This is a genomic window from Lacticaseibacillus casei DSM 20011 = JCM 1134 = ATCC 393, assembly GCF_000829055.1.
Lineage (GTDB): Bacteria > Bacillota > Bacilli > Lactobacillales > Lactobacillaceae > Lacticaseibacillus > Lacticaseibacillus casei.
Genome location: NZ_AP012544.1, coordinates 371,941 through 389,148, shown reverse-complemented (window position 1 = coordinate 389,148; position 17,208 = coordinate 371,941). Strand labels below are relative to the sequence as shown.

General features: G+C 44.8%; 30 protein-coding genes and 1 tRNA gene. All 31 read right to left on the bottom strand.

Features of this window, described 5'->3' with window-relative positions:
* Positions 1-56: 56 nt before the first annotated feature.
* The gene (locus tag LBCZ_RS01920; RefSeq protein WP_015975052.1) at positions 57-689 is read right to left on the bottom strand and encodes a phage tail protein; all 633 of its coding nucleotides are present in this window, start codon (positions 687-689) and stop codon (positions 57-59) included.
* An 11-nt stretch (positions 690-700) separates the two neighbouring features.
* Positions 701-1,072: a DUF806 family protein gene (locus LBCZ_RS01915; protein ID WP_041084705.1), complete on the bottom strand. Its 372-nt coding sequence runs from the start codon at positions 1,070-1,072 to the stop codon at positions 701-703.
* The gene (locus LBCZ_RS01910; RefSeq protein ID WP_015975050.1) at positions 1,069-1,488 is read right to left on the bottom strand and encodes an HK97-gp10 family putative phage morphogenesis protein; all 420 of its coding nucleotides are present in this window, start codon (positions 1,486-1,488) and stop codon (positions 1,069-1,071) included. The genes LBCZ_RS01915 and LBCZ_RS01910 overlap by 4 nt, the downstream gene beginning before the upstream one ends.
* 2 nt (positions 1,489-1,490) lie before the next feature.
* A complete protein-coding gene (locus tag LBCZ_RS01905) occupies positions 1,491-1,835 on the bottom strand; it encodes a phage head closure protein (RefSeq protein ID WP_015975049.1) in 345 nt (114 codons plus the stop codon).
* Complete coding sequence (locus LBCZ_RS01900; RefSeq protein ID WP_015975048.1) at positions 1,825-2,169, bottom strand: head-tail connector protein; 345 nt, start codon at positions 2,167-2,169, stop codon at positions 1,825-1,827. Before LBCZ_RS01900 ends, LBCZ_RS01905 begins: the two co-directional genes overlap by 11 nt.
* 70 nt (positions 2,170-2,239) lie before the next feature.
* Complete coding sequence (locus tag LBCZ_RS01895; protein ID WP_015975047.1) at positions 2,240-3,424, bottom strand: phage major capsid protein; 1,185 nt, start codon at positions 3,422-3,424, stop codon at positions 2,240-2,242.
* Positions 3,424-4,110: a head maturation protease, ClpP-related gene (locus tag LBCZ_RS01890; RefSeq protein ID WP_025013898.1), complete on the bottom strand. Its 687-nt coding sequence runs from the start codon at positions 4,108-4,110 to the stop codon at positions 3,424-3,426. Before LBCZ_RS01890 ends, LBCZ_RS01895 begins: the two co-directional genes overlap by 1 nt.
* On the bottom strand, positions 4,100-5,257 hold the full coding sequence (locus LBCZ_RS01885; RefSeq protein ID WP_015975045.1) for a phage portal protein: 1,158 nt from the start codon (positions 5,255-5,257) through the stop codon (positions 4,100-4,102). Before LBCZ_RS01885 ends, LBCZ_RS01890 begins: the two co-directional genes overlap by 11 nt.
* 6 nt (positions 5,258-5,263) lie before the next feature.
* Positions 5,264-5,437 (bottom strand): hypothetical protein, encoded by a 174-nt coding sequence (locus tag LBCZ_RS16015; protein WP_015975044.1) that lies wholly within the window; start codon positions 5,435-5,437, stop codon positions 5,264-5,266.
* The gene (locus LBCZ_RS01880) at positions 5,437-7,326 is read right to left on the bottom strand and encodes a terminase TerL endonuclease subunit (RefSeq protein ID WP_015975043.1); all 1,890 of its coding nucleotides are present in this window, start codon (positions 7,324-7,326) and stop codon (positions 5,437-5,439) included. Before LBCZ_RS01880 ends, LBCZ_RS16015 begins: the two co-directional genes overlap by 1 nt.
* A complete protein-coding gene (locus tag LBCZ_RS01875) occupies positions 7,313-7,789 on the bottom strand; it encodes a phage terminase small subunit P27 family (protein WP_225423899.1) in 477 nt (158 codons plus the stop codon). The genes LBCZ_RS01880 and LBCZ_RS01875 overlap by 14 nt, the downstream gene beginning before the upstream one ends.
* Before the next feature lie 644 nt (positions 7,790-8,433).
* On the bottom strand, positions 8,434-8,580 hold the full coding sequence (locus LBCZ_RS15950; RefSeq protein ID WP_162483681.1) for a hypothetical protein: 147 nt from the start codon (positions 8,578-8,580) through the stop codon (positions 8,434-8,436).
* Between the two features lie 33 nt (positions 8,581-8,613).
* Positions 8,614-9,342: a hypothetical protein gene (locus tag LBCZ_RS01865; protein ID WP_025013950.1), complete on the bottom strand. Its 729-nt coding sequence runs from the start codon at positions 9,340-9,342 to the stop codon at positions 8,614-8,616.
* A gap of 2 nt (positions 9,343-9,344) precedes the next feature.
* A complete protein-coding gene (locus LBCZ_RS01860; RefSeq protein WP_025013951.1) occupies positions 9,345-9,665 on the bottom strand; it encodes a thioredoxin domain-containing protein in 321 nt (106 codons plus the stop codon).
* A gap of 2 nt (positions 9,666-9,667) precedes the next feature.
* On the bottom strand, positions 9,668-10,198 hold the full coding sequence (locus LBCZ_RS01855; RefSeq protein ID WP_039639606.1) for an NUMOD4 domain-containing protein: 531 nt from the start codon (positions 10,196-10,198) through the stop codon (positions 9,668-9,670).
* Between the two features lie 12 nt (positions 10,199-10,210).
* Positions 10,211-11,359 carry a GcrA family cell cycle regulator gene (locus tag LBCZ_RS01850; protein ID WP_025013952.1) on the bottom strand — a complete coding sequence of 383 codons (1,149 nt, stop codon included), beginning with the start codon at positions 11,357-11,359 and terminating at the stop codon, positions 10,211-10,213.
* 59 nt (positions 11,360-11,418) lie between these two features.
* Positions 11,419-11,488: transfer RNA gene (locus LBCZ_RS01845), tRNA-Lys, on the bottom strand.
* A 229-nt stretch (positions 11,489-11,717) separates the two neighbouring features.
* Positions 11,718-12,161 carry an ArpU family phage packaging/lysis transcriptional regulator gene (locus LBCZ_RS01840; RefSeq protein WP_025013953.1) on the bottom strand — a complete coding sequence of 148 codons (444 nt, stop codon included), beginning with the start codon at positions 12,159-12,161 and terminating at the stop codon, positions 11,718-11,720.
* A gap of 245 nt (positions 12,162-12,406) precedes the next feature.
* Complete coding sequence (locus tag LBCZ_RS01830) at positions 12,407-12,826, bottom strand: YopX family protein (RefSeq protein WP_025013954.1); 420 nt, start codon at positions 12,824-12,826, stop codon at positions 12,407-12,409.
* Positions 12,827-13,001: 175 nt separating this feature from the next.
* Positions 13,002-13,325, bottom strand: coding sequence for a hypothetical protein (locus tag LBCZ_RS01820; RefSeq protein WP_039639611.1), 324 nt, complete (start codon positions 13,323-13,325; stop codon positions 13,002-13,004).
* Positions 13,322-13,591 (bottom strand): hypothetical protein, encoded by a 270-nt coding sequence (locus LBCZ_RS01815; protein ID WP_025013913.1) that lies wholly within the window; start codon positions 13,589-13,591, stop codon positions 13,322-13,324. Before LBCZ_RS01815 ends, LBCZ_RS01820 begins: the two co-directional genes overlap by 4 nt.
* Positions 13,588-13,956 carry a hypothetical protein gene (locus LBCZ_RS01810; protein WP_025013912.1) on the bottom strand — a complete coding sequence of 123 codons (369 nt, stop codon included), beginning with the start codon at positions 13,954-13,956 and terminating at the stop codon, positions 13,588-13,590. Before LBCZ_RS01810 ends, LBCZ_RS01815 begins: the two co-directional genes overlap by 4 nt.
* Positions 13,946-14,149, bottom strand: coding sequence for a hypothetical protein (locus tag LBCZ_RS01805; RefSeq protein WP_025013911.1), 204 nt, complete (start codon positions 14,147-14,149; stop codon positions 13,946-13,948). The genes LBCZ_RS01810 and LBCZ_RS01805 overlap by 11 nt, the downstream gene beginning before the upstream one ends.
* Positions 14,139-14,342, bottom strand: coding sequence for a hypothetical protein (locus LBCZ_RS01800; protein WP_025013910.1), 204 nt, complete (start codon positions 14,340-14,342; stop codon positions 14,139-14,141). The genes LBCZ_RS01805 and LBCZ_RS01800 overlap by 11 nt, the downstream gene beginning before the upstream one ends.
* Complete coding sequence (locus LBCZ_RS01795) at positions 14,329-14,898, bottom strand: DUF1642 domain-containing protein (protein WP_025013909.1); 570 nt, start codon at positions 14,896-14,898, stop codon at positions 14,329-14,331. The genes LBCZ_RS01800 and LBCZ_RS01795 overlap by 14 nt, the downstream gene beginning before the upstream one ends.
* The gene (locus LBCZ_RS01790) at positions 14,895-15,179 is read right to left on the bottom strand and encodes a hypothetical protein (RefSeq protein WP_025013908.1); all 285 of its coding nucleotides are present in this window, start codon (positions 15,177-15,179) and stop codon (positions 14,895-14,897) included. The genes LBCZ_RS01795 and LBCZ_RS01790 overlap by 4 nt, the downstream gene beginning before the upstream one ends.
* Positions 15,176-15,301, bottom strand: coding sequence for a hypothetical protein (locus LBCZ_RS16535; RefSeq protein ID WP_032959167.1), 126 nt, complete (start codon positions 15,299-15,301; stop codon positions 15,176-15,178). The genes LBCZ_RS01790 and LBCZ_RS16535 overlap by 4 nt, the downstream gene beginning before the upstream one ends.
* Positions 15,298-15,903 (bottom strand): hypothetical protein, encoded by a 606-nt coding sequence (locus tag LBCZ_RS01780; RefSeq protein ID WP_025013907.1) that lies wholly within the window; start codon positions 15,901-15,903, stop codon positions 15,298-15,300. Before LBCZ_RS01780 ends, LBCZ_RS16535 begins: the two co-directional genes overlap by 4 nt.
* Positions 15,900-16,151 carry a hypothetical protein gene (locus tag LBCZ_RS01775; RefSeq protein ID WP_025013906.1) on the bottom strand — a complete coding sequence of 84 codons (252 nt, stop codon included), beginning with the start codon at positions 16,149-16,151 and terminating at the stop codon, positions 15,900-15,902. Before LBCZ_RS01775 ends, LBCZ_RS01780 begins: the two co-directional genes overlap by 4 nt.
* 39 nt (positions 16,152-16,190) lie before the next feature.
* Entirely contained in the window at positions 16,191-16,655 is a 465-nt protein-coding gene (locus LBCZ_RS01770; RefSeq protein ID WP_025013905.1) for a hypothetical protein, read from the bottom strand.
* A gap of 12 nt (positions 16,656-16,667) precedes the next feature.
* Entirely contained in the window at positions 16,668-17,069 is a 402-nt protein-coding gene (locus LBCZ_RS01765; protein ID WP_039639614.1) for a RusA family crossover junction endodeoxyribonuclease, read from the bottom strand.
* Positions 17,070-17,208: the final 139 nt, after the last annotated feature.

Genomic DNA, 17,208 nt, shown 5'->3' with positions numbered 1-17,208 from the left:
CGTGAGCCATTCATCAGTTAGTGCTATTAAGTTGCGTCAGATTGCGTCTGTCAGCATTAGTGACCAGAAGTTACGGAGACAGATCCTGTTGAACTTGCCGGCAATACGTAGCCACCGAATACCTCTTTGTACATGTTGGCTTTGTCGAACTTAGGATCAAGATCACTGTAAATCTTGTACGGTTGGCTATTGAAGGCAATCGTGGAAAGAGCAGTGTAAGTTAAAGTGTCATCAGTACGCTGTTCAGCATTGTTATCAGTCTGGATGTTAGCTGCGGTTTCGGTCAAAATACCATCGCCAAAACCGTAATAAACAAAATGCTGTCGATCAATCGTTTGCGCCGTGATAAGCAAAGCCACATGTGCTTTCAGGTTTTCGTCAACATATCCGCCCTTGCCATCTGATACAAACCCCTTAATCTTTTGCTTAATTTGGAAGTTCAAATTATTAATGTCAATGGCCACCGAAGGCTCGCTCGTTGGCATTGTCACGTCTTGTACTTGATTGAATCCATAAATTTTGACAGGTGCGGCTGATAAGCCAGTGATGTTAGCAGTTTTACCGCCAAGATCTGCACGTCCAACCTGATAAACTCCGTCTGTCCCTAATCCGTTAGTTGCATCTGCAATAATCTTCTGGTTATTGTCAACTAACCCAAAAGCAATCCCATATAAACCTACTGTTGCCATTTGAATGCCTCCTAAATATTCTTTGTTCTACTGAAATAAAATGTGTTAAAAAGTTGCTGTGTGTCTGGGTCTAATGTTCGTTGTCTAACCGCGGCTACCTGCCAATGCTGATGAGTAAAAGCCTTCATCATGGCTATCTCAATGGCCTCGGTATCAGAATCGAGCAATTGCGCGTACCAAATCTGCAATTCAACTTCTTGATTTAGTGACCAAAAGTCATTATTACCAAAAGATGCTGGATCATCGGCGGAATCAGTGACAAGAACAACTGTTTTGTTCACATTGTCTAGCTCTGATTTTGGCAAGTTATTACCATAAATAGCGTCAATACCAGCAATATGTGCCTGATTCAGCACTGTTACTGCATCATCTACTGCACTCACTTGCTGTCACCGCCATTCGCTTTGGCAATCATTGCCTGATATTTCTCGGCTTCAGCGGCAAATACAGCATCTTTGGCATCGTCACGGGCATTATCAACAAAATGGTCAGCACGGATGTTCTTTGTCCCGTCATTTAAGAAGCGAGCAATGTGGGCTTTATTGTGGAACCCAACCGTTGAACTTCCATTATGGTCACCGTCAATATCTCCCGCAGCACTACTGATGTCCTCGCTCAAATGTCCATACTTACCGCCGTCTCCCTTAGTATTTGGGTGTTTTTCTTTGGTGGTCTCTGCTAGCTCCTTGGCGTAAACATCAGCACCAGCCTTGGTGATCTTCTCTTGGTCGGATACAGAAAGCTGTGCGGCCTTTGATACTTGCTTAAGCCATTGGCCAAGTGCTTCATCCATGTCCACGGTTATGCCCCCTTAGTTGTTTTGACTAGGGTCAGATAGTCATAACGAATAGCATCGTTACTGTCGTCCGGGCTAATGTCTGAAATGTCATACACAATACCATCAAGGCGTGCCTGTTTCTGACTAGCATTTCTAGTGTCGTGACGGACTATAATAGTGATTGAATTGTCCAAACGTGTGCCCACAAGAGTGTACTGCTGGGTGAGTGTCCGCGTCTGCTGCTTGAAATGCAGACTATAATTCGGAACAAAGCTAGTGATATTAATGCCGGCACCAGTCTTGTGTGATTGTGGAGAGCCGAGATCAACCTTGCGGCTGAAATCGGCTACTTTAAATTTAGCCATCATTCCCACCAGCCTTTGCTGCTTGATCACGCTGAATCTTCCAACGAATACTGTTGATCATGTAAGCATAGCTGGGTGGATAGGCCTTACTTTGGTCAGACAACGTGCCACGACTGTAGTACATGAAGTCTACCAGAACCCGAACCGCCTGATTGAACAGAGGGTACGTTCGATAAACTTCAACCGCAATCGTGTCATCGATGGCATTCATCACTGCGCTTTCCGCCGTACTAATCAAGCCTTCTAGAATCGATGCATCGCCATCACTGTCCAGATTAAGATAGGATTGCATATCATCAGCGGTAACTCCAACGGTATCAGCCGTTTCATCTGCCATATTCAGCCCTCCTTCAGCAGCCGCCCGTCATATCGGCGAATTGTTTATTTCTTAGGCGACTGAAATCGTATTACTTACCAGTACCTGAAGTTGAACCGGATGCAGCATCTGTGTTGGTTACAAAATATCCGGCATTGCTATCGGCCTGTTTGACGCCAAATCGGAACGCGGCACCGAGATAACGCCCATAAATCTTGCTGTCCTCCCATGCCAGAGTGACTTGCTGGCGGTCAGCAAACAGGACACCACGCTTCAGATCACCAACGAATGCTTTTTGATCACCTGCAGCAGAGCCGAGAAGAGCGTCACCAACAACATAGACGGGAACGCCAAGAACCGTTCCCTTTGCAGTACCGTCAGTAATAGAATCGGAGGCGTCATGAAGCAAGTAGCGGCCGTTCTTGTCCTTTAAGGTGTCCAGCGTATTGAACAAGGACTGAGTAACAACCAGTGCACGACTGTACGCTGGATCAAGATCAACGTTCAGGATGTGCTTAAGACTATCTACAAGAGTATCAGTGGTTGTAGCCTTGGCCGTGAACGACTGCAGCACCGGTGCAATCATCGCGTTGTAGGTATTGACGGACTTTTCGTTGATAGACTGGCCAACAAGTGAGGTCAAGTCTACTGCTGAATCAGCAATAGCTTCTTCGGAAAGAGGAATTGCGCCACGATACGTGCTAACTGACCAGTCCACCTGTTCAAATTCAGGCTCAGCAAGCGCCGGATTCTCAGCCAGCTCTGCCACACTAGAAAAACGATCAGTCGCCCGCTTCAAAATCGGGTATGTGCCCTTAGGAGTAGTAACCGGCGTCTTGGTAACCAAGGTGGACAAATCCACAACCGAATTTACTTCTGCGGTAGGGTCATAAATAATTTCTTCCGGAATCAGCACGCCTGCTTCGGTCGAAGTGACGTGCCCAGCTGCATTATCAATCACCTTGCCATGGCTATGGATAAAGTCGTTGATAGCTTTCTTCTTGGCGTCAATTGGCTTTTTCTTTAAGTCGGTACCATTCGGTTGAGCGTTATCCACTGGCTTGTCAGGATCAGAATTAGCCTTGTTTTCAGCTTCAAGGTCTTTGATCTGGTCGTTGATAGCGTCCCGGCGCGCTTTGGCAGCGGTCAAGTCATCCTTGATCTTTTGAAAATCGTCAACAGATGCGTTTTCATCTTGTAATTTTGCGTTTAGCTGAGCGTTTAGGTCGGCACACTTGGCACTGACTTCATTAAAAAGCGTTTGTAATTTGTCCATTATTGGACCTCCTTTTTGTCATAAAAAATAGCCAGCTTCTGGTTTAGCAGATCATTCTGCTTTGGAAGTTGACTACGTAGCTTTTCATTTTCATCTTTCATATTCTTAATTAGTTGAACTGCGTGATGTGGAATAATTGGACCCACAGCGTTTACAATTGGCGTATCGAAGTCTAGCTTTTCATCTGCAAGACCAAGCTCAATTGCTTGATCAGCGTCTAGCCAAGTTTCTTTATCCATCAATGCTAAAAAGTCATCGGCAGGTTTCCCAGTCTTTGCAGAGTACAGGCTTGCAATTGCGCTATCAGTAGTTTGCAGCATGCCAGAAGCCGCATCCATCTCGTGCGAATTACCACTAGCATCACTTGATGCTCGATGAATCATCATCTTAGCACCGGGCGCCATCTGAACTTTATTGGCACCCATAGCAACAATTGTTGCAGCAGAATACGCATTTGACATCACCTTTGCTGTCACATTTCCTTGATAGCTACGCAAAGCATTGCAAATTTCCGTTGCTGGATCTACCTCACCACCATTTGATGTAATTTCAAGCGTGACATCGGAGCCGTCTGCTGGCAGAGACCCAATCACATCAGACGGCGAAACAACTGCTTGTCCAAACCAATCGCGATAAATCGGAGCATCATCGTCATTAGTAATTGCACCGTTAATCTTAATTGTCACCTTCATCACCTCCCTTCACTTGTGTAGTAAGTGGTTTGAACTCCGGCAAGTTATCTGGCAAAAAACCAGATCTGGTGAGTATAAATTGTGCCTGTTCTGCACCTAGCACCCCAGACTTAGCAAGATTTGATACCTGGTTGATAAGTGCCGAATCATCAACATCCAACATATCTTTGATATCCAATTCGAGGTCAGGCGCGTTCATCTTCAAACGCAACTCATCCACGATTGGATTAACATATGAGTTTAAGTTCGCCAGATATGTTGCCTTGATCTGGTCAATGTTGGAATGTTGGCTTTCAGTCGATGTGCCACCACCCAAAATGTCGCTGGGTACACCAAAGGCCTTGGAGATTTGATCAGCAGAGTATGCTGAATTGTCAGCCAAGGCCTTAAATACATCCGTCTTCATTTCAAGCTGGGTGTAATCGAACCCATCGGGTAAAACCATCAAGCGACCGGAGTTATCACCGGTATTTGCCTTCTCGAACTCTTCACGTGCCGATTCTAAGTCTTTACCATCGCTTAAATAGTTGCTGATTGTAAGCTTTCCGGCAGGATTAATCTGGTTTTCCATAGCGCTCATGTTACTTTTCGAGGCTTTATCGTCCAAATTAAGGGCGTTTTGTAAGCTTTCTAAAGGCGAACGACCAATTAAATACCGATATTGTGGGTCTGGCATGAGCCTAAAATGCAGCATTTGGTCTTGCCTAAGCACCATTTGAGGACGATCATTGCTCTCCAAAACCGTATAAACAATGCCCATATTGCCTGGTAAATAGTTAATTTGGACGTCAGAGTTAGGAATATGCTCCAGATTCTGCCCAACTAACGGGATATAGTCGTTGCCTGACAAACACAGCTGCATCAACGCACCTTGCCAAAAAGAAAACCGGCCTATCAAGCTGCTAGGGCTCTCAAGTCGGTTCAATGTTGCGGTATTTTCAGTTTTGAAGTGTGCCGAGGCAACATCGCTAGCAATACGGTTGATCACACTATAAACATTAGTGTTCTGCAGAGCAGATAGCGCTGAAACATAAGACAGCTGCATGCCGCCAACCGTGGTCGTGAAAAAAGCAGGATTACTCGGATAAACCATGTTTTTGGCTTTACGCTTGTTGAAATTTCTAGGGGTCAGAAGTCCCATTTAACTTCACCCCCTTTCTTTGTCCAGAATATAGGCAACTAAACACAGCTCAAAGCCCGAGACTAGATAACCAATAACAACATTGAAGGTGAATGCCGCCACCGCAATCAGTGCCAAGCCAGCGATGAAGATCATCACTGTGCCCCAATTGCTAAACAAATTGCCAATAATCTTTGCCATTATTTACCACCTCCAAACATTGCCTTGAAAAAGTCACGTTTTCCCTGCGTGTCCAAATCATTCAACGGGTTATATCCCTCATCATGATAGTTTTCAAAATAGAACTTTGCCTGCGCATGGGCATTAATAAGCGCATCAGTCGTATCAATATGATCACTCGTGCGATTTTGACGGTCAATCTTGACTGAACCGCCGCGATCTTCTACCAACACAGCGTTGTTCAGCCCATCAATCAGCAGCGGATCGTTCAGCATTGTGATATTCCCATTGATAAACAGATTTTGAAAATCCTTGGTAGGTTCATTCAGCTTGAACGAGGTAGGAGGCAAAGGAAACCATTGCCACTGCGGCTGATAATGTTCCAGTTTCTTTTCTAGCCATTCGCCATGGTTTGGATCTGCAATAATGAATTTTACTTTGAGCCGATGTTGATTAACATAATCAACCAACCACTGGTAAACCTGTTCGGTGTTGATTACGCCTGATGCAAGATTGGTGATGTCAACGAAGCCTTCATCTTGCAATTTAAGGTAATCTAATCCGTCCTGTTTCGACTTGGCTTCAATGGTTTTTGCCTGTGCGAAGGGAATAAAGCTGTGCTGCTGAACATGGAACATGTGTTTGTCATGATCAGTGTACGGATAAATGAAGCCGAAAGACGTATTGTCATTGGTCTGCGACCCGTCAAATCCGATGAACACATCACGTCCATTCACATCAAAATGGTCGATAATACTGCGCTGAATGTTGTCTAGGGACAAATAGCTGTTCTGAAAGCGCCGGCTCCACAGGTTTAATGACTTATTTACGAAAGTTTCAAGTGTTCCCTCACGCTCGTTGTCGTTGCGGTCTTGATTAAGTGCCTTTTGAAGGTTGTCACGTTTGCTCTTTTGCAGTTCAAGCAGATTAGGATTAGATTTTGCCCATGTTTCGGGTTCAAATACCTCATCCTCCGAGTCCTGAGCATAAATTACTTGGAATACATTGTCAGCGTCTCGAACGGCGTCATGCTCAATGGCTGCCCTAGTTACGTCTTCATCATTCTTAAACTTGACCTTGATATCAGGGTAAGCTGTTGAAATCTTGACAAACATTCGGTTCTTAATACCGTTTTGGCCGGATGTAATCTGCTTTAAGGTCTCATTCAGCGCTGGCCTCAAGTTACCAATTTCATCATAAACGGCGATTGCATTATGAAAACTATCGAATCCACCGCCCTGTGAGGTGCCTTTTCGGATCGTATTCTTAGTGTTTTTGGCAATAACTTGCGTGGTTTGAGCTTCCACGCCTCGTTCTCTAGCGTCATCCGCAAAGTCCGGCAAGGATAAAATTGTCTTCGCCTGCAAAGACACGTCATTGAACAGCTTGGTTGCATGTTCGCTATCGTAGCTGGCCACTAGCAAGTCCTGTGATGTCGCATTCCAGCAGACTACAAAGTAATAAAAGTTAATTAGAATTGATGCTAGCCAAGTTTTGCCTTGCTGCCGAGCAATAGATATGTTGGAAGTTGTGAATCGAGTACCGTTGTCAATGGTCCGCCAACCAATCAAGCTATCAAGAATGAATGATTGCCATTTGAATGGTTGAATTTTCTTTGAGGTGTCGTCTGGATTTGGCAGCAGTCGCGAAAAGTATTCAATTGCATTGACCATGTCTGAGTTGTATTGGTAGGGGAAATCATCATTGCCAATTCTAAGCAAATCGTTTAAGTGCCGAATACATGCCAGCTGAACGTCTCTACCAGTCATGTACTTATTGGTGAACATCACATCATAAGCGTATCTTGTTCCTGGATCGTGGTACTTATCAAACAGTCCTTGGTAATCTGATTGGTACGGCTTTACGTAACCGCGAATATCTTGCACACCGGTAAAATCAAACGTCTGCACCAAAGCCAACCTCCTTCAACGGACTGTTTTTCTTAGGCTTTTCTGGTTCTTCAACAGTGATCTGGCGTAGTCCAGAGTCAAATGTAAGACCTAAATCATGCCCTAACGACTTCATGTTCTTCACACAAGAGTCCATTTGAACAGCTCCCGGAGAGCGCTTCACCGCAACATCGTCGTTGTCATAAATCCACAGCCCTTGTTTTTCGATTAGCTGCTCAGATTTAATGTAAATAGAGTAATAACGGCAATACAATTCAAGCGCTGGCTGATCTATCTTTTTAAGATAGCCAATTTTCTTTATTTCTGGAACAATCGCCTTCCAAAGACGCGATGCTTCATCATCAAGATGAGCTGGCGGTGTGTTCTGGATCTCCTTAAGATCATCGTCATCAGCTGTCACGGTATTTGAACTTTTTGAGTGCAATACTGTCAATTTTGGTTGATTTTCAGGCAAAAAACACACCTCCTTTCAGCATCAGAAACCGCTGTTTATTGGGGTTCGAGTCTAAAAAGTCGAAATTTTTCAAAAATCGGTTTTGCGGCAAATGGACACTGGTGTGTGAGGTCCCCTGCGACCTACATAGGGGCCCCCGTTATTTTTTGTGAGCGAGAATCCATGCTGATATTTTTTCTCGTGTCCATTTTGTCGCAGTGTCAAGATTCTCTATTCGTGATTGTGATTTATATATCTTGTCCTCAAGCTGTGTCTTCCAATAGTGACAGCCTTTGCACAGCACCCATAGGTTGTAATGGTCTAAGCACTTGCTTCTGTCAACTCTCAAAGGCACGATGTGATCAGTGACTAGATAGCCAGGCTTGTCATAGGTCTTGCCACAGCACGCGCAAGTGAAGTAGGCATGAGCTTTGGCATCACGTGCGGTGTGTTCCCATATCTTAGACTTATAGAATGCAGCAGACTCTTTGTCGCGCTTGTACTTGTCGTAGTACGATGTGTCACGTTTAACGCGCTTTGCGACATCAGCATAGTTAGGCTTATACAGGAATGCGTGCTTAGCGCAGTATGGGTTTGCTTGATCATACGGGATTACATTGTTGCATCCAGCCTTGCGGCATACCTTCACACGCATGTGCTAGTCCTCATGCAATCTAATGATGATCCCAAATAAGATAAACAACGCCAGCAAAGCAATCATCACTATTAGTGGCGCGAATACTAGCAGCCAACTCCATGCGATCAAACCGAACAGTTTGGCCAGCACGAATATTAGTGTGAGCAGTAATAGGAAATTGCACATGCTATTCTTCCTCCAATCTTGATATGCGGAACTATTCGTCGGTTTCATTTGTTTGCCCAATACCTGTGTACTGATATGGGCTTGTGTCTTCATCGTTATGGTATTCGATGTAGTAATGATTAGGTTTGATGCGTCCCTTGTCAGCATTCCATTCGAGATCGAGACGAACTAGCCCGTTATCTTGAAAGCTACCTATACGTTTGCCATCAATCCAAACATTTGGCACATCATTAATGTCATCTAATTCGATACGAACATGCGGAGTGCTTGCGTGCTGCGATGACTGCTCCTGATTTTGCTGATAGTCATTCAGCGCTTTGTCTAGCTCTGCAATGAATGATTCGCTGAATCCTGCATGATCTGGTAGCTTAACGCATTCGATCTTGGTAGACATTTCAGCCTTAATCTCTTTAACTCTATCTAAGATCGGCTTAGCATCAACGTTAATCGTAGTGCTAAAGCCTTTGACTGGATCATCAACCGGCTTGAATTTCTTGTCGAAGTCTTCCTGACTCATTGCATGCACCACATATCCAAACGGCTCACTGTAATCAGCTACAAGCATATCGCCTTGTTTCACAAAACGCTGATCATTTCCTTCTCCAAACGTAGTAACGACATGGTTGTCATAGCGAACGTTAACTCTAATTGGGATACCGTTCTCTTTAAACTCGTTGCTGACGAACTTACCTACGTCTTCGCAATCTTCCGGCACCTTGATTGCAATGTATTCCTTTGGTCGTTTCACTACTTTAAGCATGTCTATCCCTCCGTGTATTGTTTGATCTTGTCAACCTGCATGTCGCACCATTCGTCATGTGTGCCGTCTGCCTTGTAGACTGTTACGACTGGGAACGATTGATAGCCTTGTTTCCGGAACCGTTCAATGTCACACTCGTCTGCTGTGATGGTTTGCACTGGCATGACACGTGATAGCTTATATACTGTTCGCCAGCACTTTTTACAGTGCGGCTTCGTGTAGATGATTGCTTGTATTTTCTTTTCTTCTCTAGACAATTCTTCGATGATTGCTTGCTCTGTGTGGCTTACATATCCGTAACCGACGCGTTTCATACCTGACATAGTTACACCGCCCACATGAATGAAAAGCCGTGATGGTGCTTGCGCATGCCGTGAAGACAGTTAGTTATACCTTGGCGTTTTAGTCCGAGAACTCTCGCGGCTTCGTTCACACTGTCGAAATAGCGCCGCTGTCCTGAACTAGTAATTGCACAGATTGGACATTCAAGCGCTTTTGCCACACGTTCAAGGCGAGTGCCATATGTGTTGTTATACAGCACCGTGCAATACTCCAAATTAGATACCGAATTGTTTGACTTGTCTTCATCTATGTGATTGACTTCGGGCAAGTTGTCGGGATTGTCTAAAAATGCTGCGGCTACCAAGCGATGAATGGACACTTGCTTTCTGTTTCTGTCCCGATATAAATTGACCTTGCGGTACCCGCTTCTATTTGGAAAGCTGGCGAGTACCCTTTCCTTTACGGGGTGCCCGTTCGAGTCTATGTGTTCCAAGCTCCTCACTCGACCTAGGCTTGACACCTGATACAAGCCCTCATATCCAACAACATTTTTCCAGGTTTCCTTGTCGCTCATGATAATCACCCCTTAAACGTAATAAACCGCTGTCGTATTGTGATCCGAATATTCGACCAGCTCAAACGTTTTGTGAGCAACCACGCCAATATCATCAGTCCATTTATCCTGAGGTTTTCTCGTCGATACTTGACGCTGAACGAATCCGCCTAGGTCTTTGCTCATCTCTGAATGAAGGTGGCCAGTAAATAGCTCGCGGTTCTGCGCTGTTCCTAGCATGAAGCCGAACTCATCAAGATATTTTGCAAGGTAATTGTTCTTGCCCTTGTCACCATGAGTGGCACCAATGAAGTTGCGGCCTAACATTGCGCCTTTGTAATGCTTTAGTGATATATCCCATGTGATATTTGTCTGGTTGCTGTAGGCACGTTTCAATAGACGAGCAAACATATATCCAACTGACGGATCATGATTTCCGGCACAATACATGACCTCACACTCATTTGCGTTCTTAATGATTGCTTCAATCAGTGTCTCGAAGTATTGCTCCATTTCATTCACAGTCTCGCCTAAGTCGGTTGTTTCGAGCTGTGTGCCTTTTGCCGTGGTCGAGTTGATATTGTCCACGTGAGCCAGATCACCGCCCAGAATGAGCAATATTTTGGCGTAGTGGCCGCGTTGAATGATTTCTAACTGACGTTTCAGAGATTCCGCATAGACATCAAACGTGTGACCATTGAAGTGTGTATCGAAAGCAGGAATGACAAGATAGCGATCTGATTCCACAAAAATAGGAGCCTTAGCTTGATACGGCTCCTTGTGTGTGATGATGTCATTCATCAATGATTCGTATTGTTCAGCCTCGACCAGTGGCCTGATTTGTATCTTACTTTGATACAACGTTGCTTCAGGCGTCTGCTTCCAGAAGTTGCTTGTGGCACGTACAAGCTCCCACTTGGTGTAATCGTACCCGTGAGCTTCCAGAACCTCTCTAGGCGTCATTTTGTGACCCCTGACGACTTTCAGGATAGTCTCGCTGGATTGTGTTCCGTCTGAATCGTATTCATTCTTCATTGGATTCTGAAATTCGATACCAAGTCGTCTTGCTTTGCCTTGAAGCGCGTCATAGCTAATCCCTAGCTTGTCTGCTGTTTCTCGTCTGGTAAAGCCTTCAGAGGCGAGCTTCCTAATGCCACTGATTTGTTCATCTGTCCATTGCATCTACTCGCCTCCGAAATTATGTATAAAAATAGCACCTCACGAAAAGTGAAGTGCTTCAATGCAACCGGCGGGACTTGCACCCGCGACCTTGGCTAAGCGCCACGCTCTACGCTGCTGAGCTACGGTTGCTGCTCGCTCTCCCAGTGTCAGATGGGGTCATCGCAAGCTGTGTCCGGTCGCTAAACTGGACAATGTGGCATGCGGGAATCGAACCCGCCTGACTATCACAGCCAGTCCATTTGCCACGCCTTGCCACAGCTTTATCATCACCATGGCTCGGAGGAAAAACGCGGTGCCTCAGGATTCTCACCTTTGGCACAATACCATCATATGACGGAAAAGCGTGTTTTTTGTTGCATCATTGTTGCACGGATGTTGCAACTAGTTTCACTAGCGGACATATTTCAGCAAAAGCATAGAGAGCTTCTTGTGTTTGTCGCCAAAGGGTCGTTCGGTCAACATGTAAGTGAGCGGCTAACTGAAGGCTGGATTTACGCGCCGTTTTTGGAGTCAGATAGCTCTCAGCTAAAATGATTCGGTAATCTTCATTTTCTAGAGATTCGATAGCCGCTTCACAGCACGTTATATAGTACAGCTCGTCAGCGTGCGATATTACCTTTTCCTCGGCTTTATTTCCATAGCTAGGTGACTTGGGCATGCCGTCCATCACGGGACTTCTGAGCGCTATTTTGGTGCGTTGAGCGAGCCGCTTATGATGCCAGTAGTTCCCCAAGACCTCTTTGGCGTTTTCAATTGTTTTGTCATGATCAATTGGGCTAAAATATCTCGTTACTCGCACCACTGCGTCCACTCCTTATGGTATAATTTTGCTGGGTTTGAGGATAAGCGTGCCGCGATGGTGCGCTTTTGTTATAATGCTCGAGGAGGCCAACTCCTTTTAAATGATTCCATTTGCTATCAATCATATGCATTATGGCCTCCGGCGCGTCCTTCATCATACGCGCTTTTTTATTTGCAATCATTTGATTCTTTTCCAGTTAGCCCACATCCACATTGCACCACCTGCGATTAGCAACATGACGGCAATCATTGTTTTCCCTCCAGTAGCTGTTTGTCCTCAAAAATATTGCCGATGACCTCACGACTTGTAATCTCGCTAAAAAGTTCAATTGCCTCTTGCATTTTCTCATTTTCGATTAGCCAAGATCCTTCCCGCATGATCACTTGTCCAATCATCTGATCAGGATCGCCAATATTGTCCTCACCGGTGCGCACGATATCGCCTTCGTAGATTTTCCGCCCGTTCGCGTCTGTAAGGCCGGTAAACTGTTCGACAACATACTGATCATTATCTAAGAATCCGGCAAAGCACTCTTCGTCATAAACAGCATTCTCACCATTTTCATACTTAACACAGCCGCTAAGCGTGTCATATGCTCCCTGCACGTCATACAAGTAACACTCGTATACCTTATCCCACGCTCTGAACTTAATCTCTCGTTTCATTTCTCCGCCTCCCTGATTACATCCGCGATGTCCCAAAGCGCAAACAATGTTGCTCCTAGTGTCAAGCAAACAAACGTTTTGCAAGCTCCAAAATTCATATATTTTGCAGGTAAAAATGAAGCTGACGCGGCCAACATTAGGCTTAGCCATGACATGAACCGATTAATGCCGATTCTCATTTCTTATCCTCGCTATCTTCACAGTAGTGTTCAAATTTTTGCTCATGGCAGTAGTCTAATAAGGCATTAATGTTGCAGGCTTCCACCTCATGCCATTCAGAAGAAATAATCTCAACAAATTTAGCTTGATTATAATTGTAAAGACGATCAAATGCGTCTATGTCCTTGCCCTCAACTAGATACTTTGGCTTATTTTCAAGTGAATCAATCAAGTCTTCTAAATCGCTATCGCCATCGCCATCCATGAAGTCAGCAAGAATATATTTCCTAAGTGCGCTCTGAACAGTTGAAACGTCTTTTTCGGCATCGTATTTCTTCATTTCTCCACCTCATATGTCTTGACTTGCACATCATCGACCCAAACATCAGCATTAACTTTGGAAACTCGCTCTTTAACAAAATCGATTACCGATTGCCTAGCTTTTGGTTTCCAAGTACTTAGATTCGGGCAAGGATACAAATTCGCATCATACATCAAGAAGTGTAGCTTATGCTCATCCATGACACGATCATCATGTAAAATTTCCTCAGTACGAATTCCTGATCCACGTGTGAAACCGCCTTTGAACTGCTCATGTATGTTCATTTTTCTTCCTCCAATTTCACGATTTCCCCTGTTTCCTCAACGCGCCAGACACCTAGCAGCCATGCACGGGCAAAGTCTTCCTCATGTTCAAACGTCATCCACGAGGATAAGGAAACCACCTCGGCGTAGCTCTTTGCTCCGGATAGGGAGAATTTTTTGTGATTGAGTTTTGCAAGCACATCTCCCACAGCTTTTGGAATCACCGGCAGATCATCTGGCAAGGCGGCGGCGTAACGAGCACTATAATCAGACAGGCTTTCCGACCAATCTTCAAATGACCCGTCCCTAGGCAAACTACTAATAAAATTTTGTTTCCAGTCGTCTAGTGCCACCTTGAACACGTCCCACTTCGTTTCATTGCTCATCGTCAGTCAACTCGCTTTTGCTCATGGCGGCAACGATTCTGTCGTGGTCTTTTTTAGTCATGTCCCAACGGTTCCCAGAAATTACGTCCGCAAAATAGGCTTTCTCACCATGTCTGACGCCAGAATAGTGTCCTAGTGCTTCAACGGTATCAGTGTTTAGAAAGTATGAACCTTTATTAATCTTAATCAGCATTGCTGTTCTCCTTTTTGATCCTCACGAACCCCGCAGCTTTAAGAATGCGAATGCGATCGGCGTCAGTGATTTCAGCGGCTTCTCCGTGATTCAGAACAGCTCTCCATGCGGTGCCACTGGGGTTTACCTTGAATATACTCTCGATGAAATCGGTGTTTATCCAATTGCCGTTTTCAAGCTCAACGAATGCCATCGTCAGTCACCTCTTCTTTTTCGCAGTCTTGCAAACCGTAATGCTCGATCTCTGATTCAGTGAAAATAAATAGGTCTTTGCTCATATTGGAATCAATGTCTTTTGCGGGAAATGGTCTCCAGTTATTGCGAACCCCTAGCTTGGACGCACTAGAATACTTCTGAAAATGCCAGCCTTCCGCATGTGGCACCTTGACGTTGTACTTCTTATCCTTTGCCACGGTGTAGCCGTTTGTTAGTGCACTTTTGAGACGAGTAATATCCTCGGGTCTTCTACCCCGAAACAATAAGTTAATATTGTTCAAAAATGCATCTTGTAAATTAGTCCACAGGCAGTTCTTCACTAATTTTGCTTCTTCTGGGCTGACGACCACTTTCACTGGCTCCTCAACGAGTGTGAAAACGCGACCGCCATTATTTTTAGCCCACGCAAGCGCTAGATTTCTGCTTTTGGTAGCGGTTCCTGCATCTTCTTCCCAACAGGAACCACTATCCATTACCATTAGCAAGTATTTCCCTTCATCATCTTTCACCGCGTACAGTTTTTCTTCGCTCATTTTTCGTCCTCTACTTTCTTGTCGCGATATGCCTTTAGTCGAGCGGCCGCTTTTGCTCTTGTTTCCTCCGACATAACTGTGTGCTTTCGGATCGATACGCTTCCGTTGATAGTTCCTTCCAGAACTGTAATGTCTCCGTTTTCGCTTGTCTCCGTGTGCGTTTCAGATACCAAATCACGCCATTTACGATTGTGCTTTGGAATGTCTGAATAGTAGTGCCACTGATCAAGCTCCCGATCATAGCTAAGAATTGTTTCTTGCTCACTCCTTGGCGTTGTCATTTTTCGTCCTCCTGTTTGATTGGCACTATTTTGTAGTCCACGCCTTCGTAGATGACGCCTACGACCTTGCCAGTCTTTTTGCTGATGTAGATGTCATCGAACGTGTCGTCTCCTGTTTTCATTGCTTGTCTCCTTTGTTAAACCATTCAAGTTTTGTTATGCCGCTCGTATCTGCCTTATCCCACACGTACCAGCAGTAGCAGACAGCACTACTACCTGTATTATCGAAGTCCCCGTTTTTAGCGCATTTAATTCTTTTTACGGAAACGTATATTTTCGTTGGAGGAAATTTTGAAAAAAGGTTTTGACGCTTAGCACCCTCCAAATAGCGAATAGGAAGAAACATGACAATCTTTGAAGTAGTTGAGGAAACCAGAATCGCTTTTCTTATAAACTCATCGGCAAACTTGTAAGGCGGATTGGTGACAATATCTCCGTTCCAACTACCGCCATATTTAAGAAAATCAAGTTGCTTACCGTATCCTCGGTCAATTAAGTCTGTGCTTTTGCCAAGCAGACCATATTTTTCAAATACTTTTGAAAGCTCACCCGTACCACAAGCACACTCCCAAACGTTGTTGAGCTTTTCCAGCTTTACAAGTTCCTCTGCTGCGAGTGGATCAGTTGCATAAAAATCTTCATGCTGCCGTTCCTCAACAGCGTGGTTTCTTGAACCAATGGTTGCTTGCGTTGAATATTTGTTTCCCGTCCAATCATTGCTCATCGTTTTCTCTTCTTTCTTACCGGATAGCGCCTTATGTCACTGTTGAATGCCTGCCTGATAGTATTAGAATCTGCTATCCAAACCTCATAAAGCGGCTCGTTGAAACCGTTTATTGCGCCAATGTATCTGATTATGATTCCAAAATCATATTTGCCGTGCTTGGCGAACATTTCTCCGGGCGTTTTAACATACACCGGTATGAATTTGCTTGGTTCATGATTCCCGTAAGTTTCTACTTCAGGTCTCATCAGTCGTCCTCCTCACAGCCAAATAGCAGCCTCTATGACTCATTTCGAACTGACTGACTTCACAGCCTGATCTGAATAGTCCTTAATGCTCTGTGCGTCTTTGATTGCCTGTGATAATCCATTGTTTGCCTGCTTGGCGGCTTCTAACTTAGATGTAAGGTCATTGATGGTCTGCTGCTTTGCATCGACCTCGGCCTGTTTCTGGGCGACTGCTTGCTGGCCTTCAACGATCTTTTGCTGAATCTGGGCGTCCTTGCTTGCCATGCCGTTGTCGTATTGCCGTTTTAAGGCCGCATACTGTGCCTGCGCGTCAGACAACTGATGTTGCAAATCGGACAAGCTAGATTGTGAATCGTTGATCTTCGCTGTCAGCTTGTCGATATTATTTTTGGTCTCAACGATGTTCTGGTGACCTTGCCAAACATTGTCGGCAATGGCGGTTGCACCGGCTCCAAACATAAGTCCTGCTAAAACAGTTACTGTAAATGTCAATTTTTTATTCATGATTTTTTCTCCTTAATCGATCTCTTCTACTTCAATCTCAATACGCGGATGGTCGCTGTACCATTTGCCAACATGGATTTCGACTATTTGGTTGTCGTCTTCCCACAAAATGCCGGTAAGCGCATCCGATACAGACTTGTAGTAGTTGTCTACATCCGGCTTAACTGTTGGCCTAACTTTGCCTTCTTTTTTTCGCCTTATTAAGGCCTTACTGCCAGACTTTTGGAGCGGACGGTATATTTCCATTGCCACCCTTATTGGGCCACTTAGAGGCTCAATATTTAGCTCTGACGCCACGCTCTTAACGTGCTGCTTGTAGTTTCTTGATTTCGTCGGGTCGTAAGCATGACCCATTCGCGTGAACCTCGGCCGTCCTTGTGGGACTGGGTTACCAGGTATCGTTAGCCTTATCACGCTGGCTTCACGTCCTTCAGATAGTATTGACGTTGCTTGCCGTCAACCATCTCAACCAGATCACCGACCATCATTTTTGGCTTAATTATTTGCATTTGAAGATTCCTCCTGTAGTTTCTTGTATTATTCCTCGCTAAAT

Coding starts and splice junctions, on each gene's coding strand:
- LBCZ_RS01920 (WP_015975052.1), bottom strand. CDS start 689: ATGGCAACAGTAGGTTTATATGGGATTGCTTTTGGGTTAGTTGACAAT.
- LBCZ_RS01905 (WP_015975049.1), bottom strand. CDS start 1,835: ATGATGGCTAAATTTAAAGTAGCCGATTTCAGCCGCAAGGTTGATCTC.
- LBCZ_RS01900 (WP_015975048.1), bottom strand. CDS start 2,169: ATGGCAGATGAAACGGCTGATACCGTTGGAGTTACCGCTGATGATATG.
- LBCZ_RS01895 (WP_015975047.1), bottom strand. CDS start 3,424: ATGGACAAATTACAAACGCTTTTTAATGAAGTCAGTGCCAAGTGTGCC.
- LBCZ_RS01885 (WP_015975045.1), bottom strand. CDS start 5,257: ATGGGACTTCTGACCCCTAGAAATTTCAACAAGCGTAAAGCCAAAAAC.
- LBCZ_RS16015 (WP_015975044.1), bottom strand. CDS start 5,437: ATGGCAAAGATTATTGGCAATTTGTTTAGCAATTGGGGCACAGTGATG.
- LBCZ_RS01865 (WP_025013950.1), bottom strand. CDS start 9,342: ATGCTTAAAGTAGTGAAACGACCAAAGGAATACATTGCAATCAAGGTG.
- LBCZ_RS01860 (WP_025013951.1), bottom strand. CDS start 9,665: ATGTCAGGTATGAAACGCGTCGGTTACGGATATGTAAGCCACACAGAG.
- LBCZ_RS01855 (WP_039639606.1), bottom strand. CDS start 10,198: ATGAGCGACAAGGAAACCTGGAAAAATGTTGTTGGATATGAGGGCTTG.
- LBCZ_RS01850 (WP_025013952.1), bottom strand. CDS start 11,359: ATGCAATGGACAGATGAACAAATCAGTGGCATTAGGAAGCTCGCCTCT.
- LBCZ_RS01830 (WP_025013954.1), bottom strand. CDS start 12,826: ATGAAACGAGAGATTAAGTTCAGAGCGTGGGATAAGGTATACGAGTGT.
- LBCZ_RS01820 (WP_039639611.1), bottom strand. CDS start 13,325: ATGAAGAAATACGATGCCGAAAAAGACGTTTCAACTGTTCAGAGCGCA.
- LBCZ_RS01815 (WP_025013913.1), bottom strand. CDS start 13,591: ATGAACATACATGAGCAGTTCAAAGGCGGTTTCACACGTGGATCAGGA.
- LBCZ_RS01810 (WP_025013912.1), bottom strand. CDS start 13,956: ATGAGCAATGAAACGAAGTGGGACGTGTTCAAGGTGGCACTAGACGAC.
- LBCZ_RS01805 (WP_025013911.1), bottom strand. CDS start 14,149: ATGCTGATTAAGATTAATAAAGGTTCATACTTTCTAAACACTGATACC.
- LBCZ_RS01800 (WP_025013910.1), bottom strand. CDS start 14,342: ATGGCATTCGTTGAGCTTGAAAACGGCAATTGGATAAACACCGATTTC.
- LBCZ_RS01795 (WP_025013909.1), bottom strand. CDS start 14,898: ATGAGCGAAGAAAAACTGTACGCGGTGAAAGATGATGAAGGGAAATAC.
- LBCZ_RS01790 (WP_025013908.1), bottom strand. CDS start 15,179: ATGACAACGCCAAGGAGTGAGCAAGAAACAATTCTTAGCTATGATCGG.
- LBCZ_RS16535 (WP_032959167.1), bottom strand. CDS start 15,301: ATGAAAACAGGAGACGACACGTTCGATGACATCTACATCAGCAAAAAG.
- LBCZ_RS01780 (WP_025013907.1), bottom strand. CDS start 15,903: ATGAGCAATGATTGGACGGGAAACAAATATTCAACGCAAGCAACCATT.
- LBCZ_RS01775 (WP_025013906.1), bottom strand. CDS start 16,151: ATGAGACCTGAAGTAGAAACTTACGGGAATCATGAACCAAGCAAATTC.
- LBCZ_RS01770 (WP_025013905.1), bottom strand. CDS start 16,655: ATGAATAAAAAATTGACATTTACAGTAACTGTTTTAGCAGGACTTATG.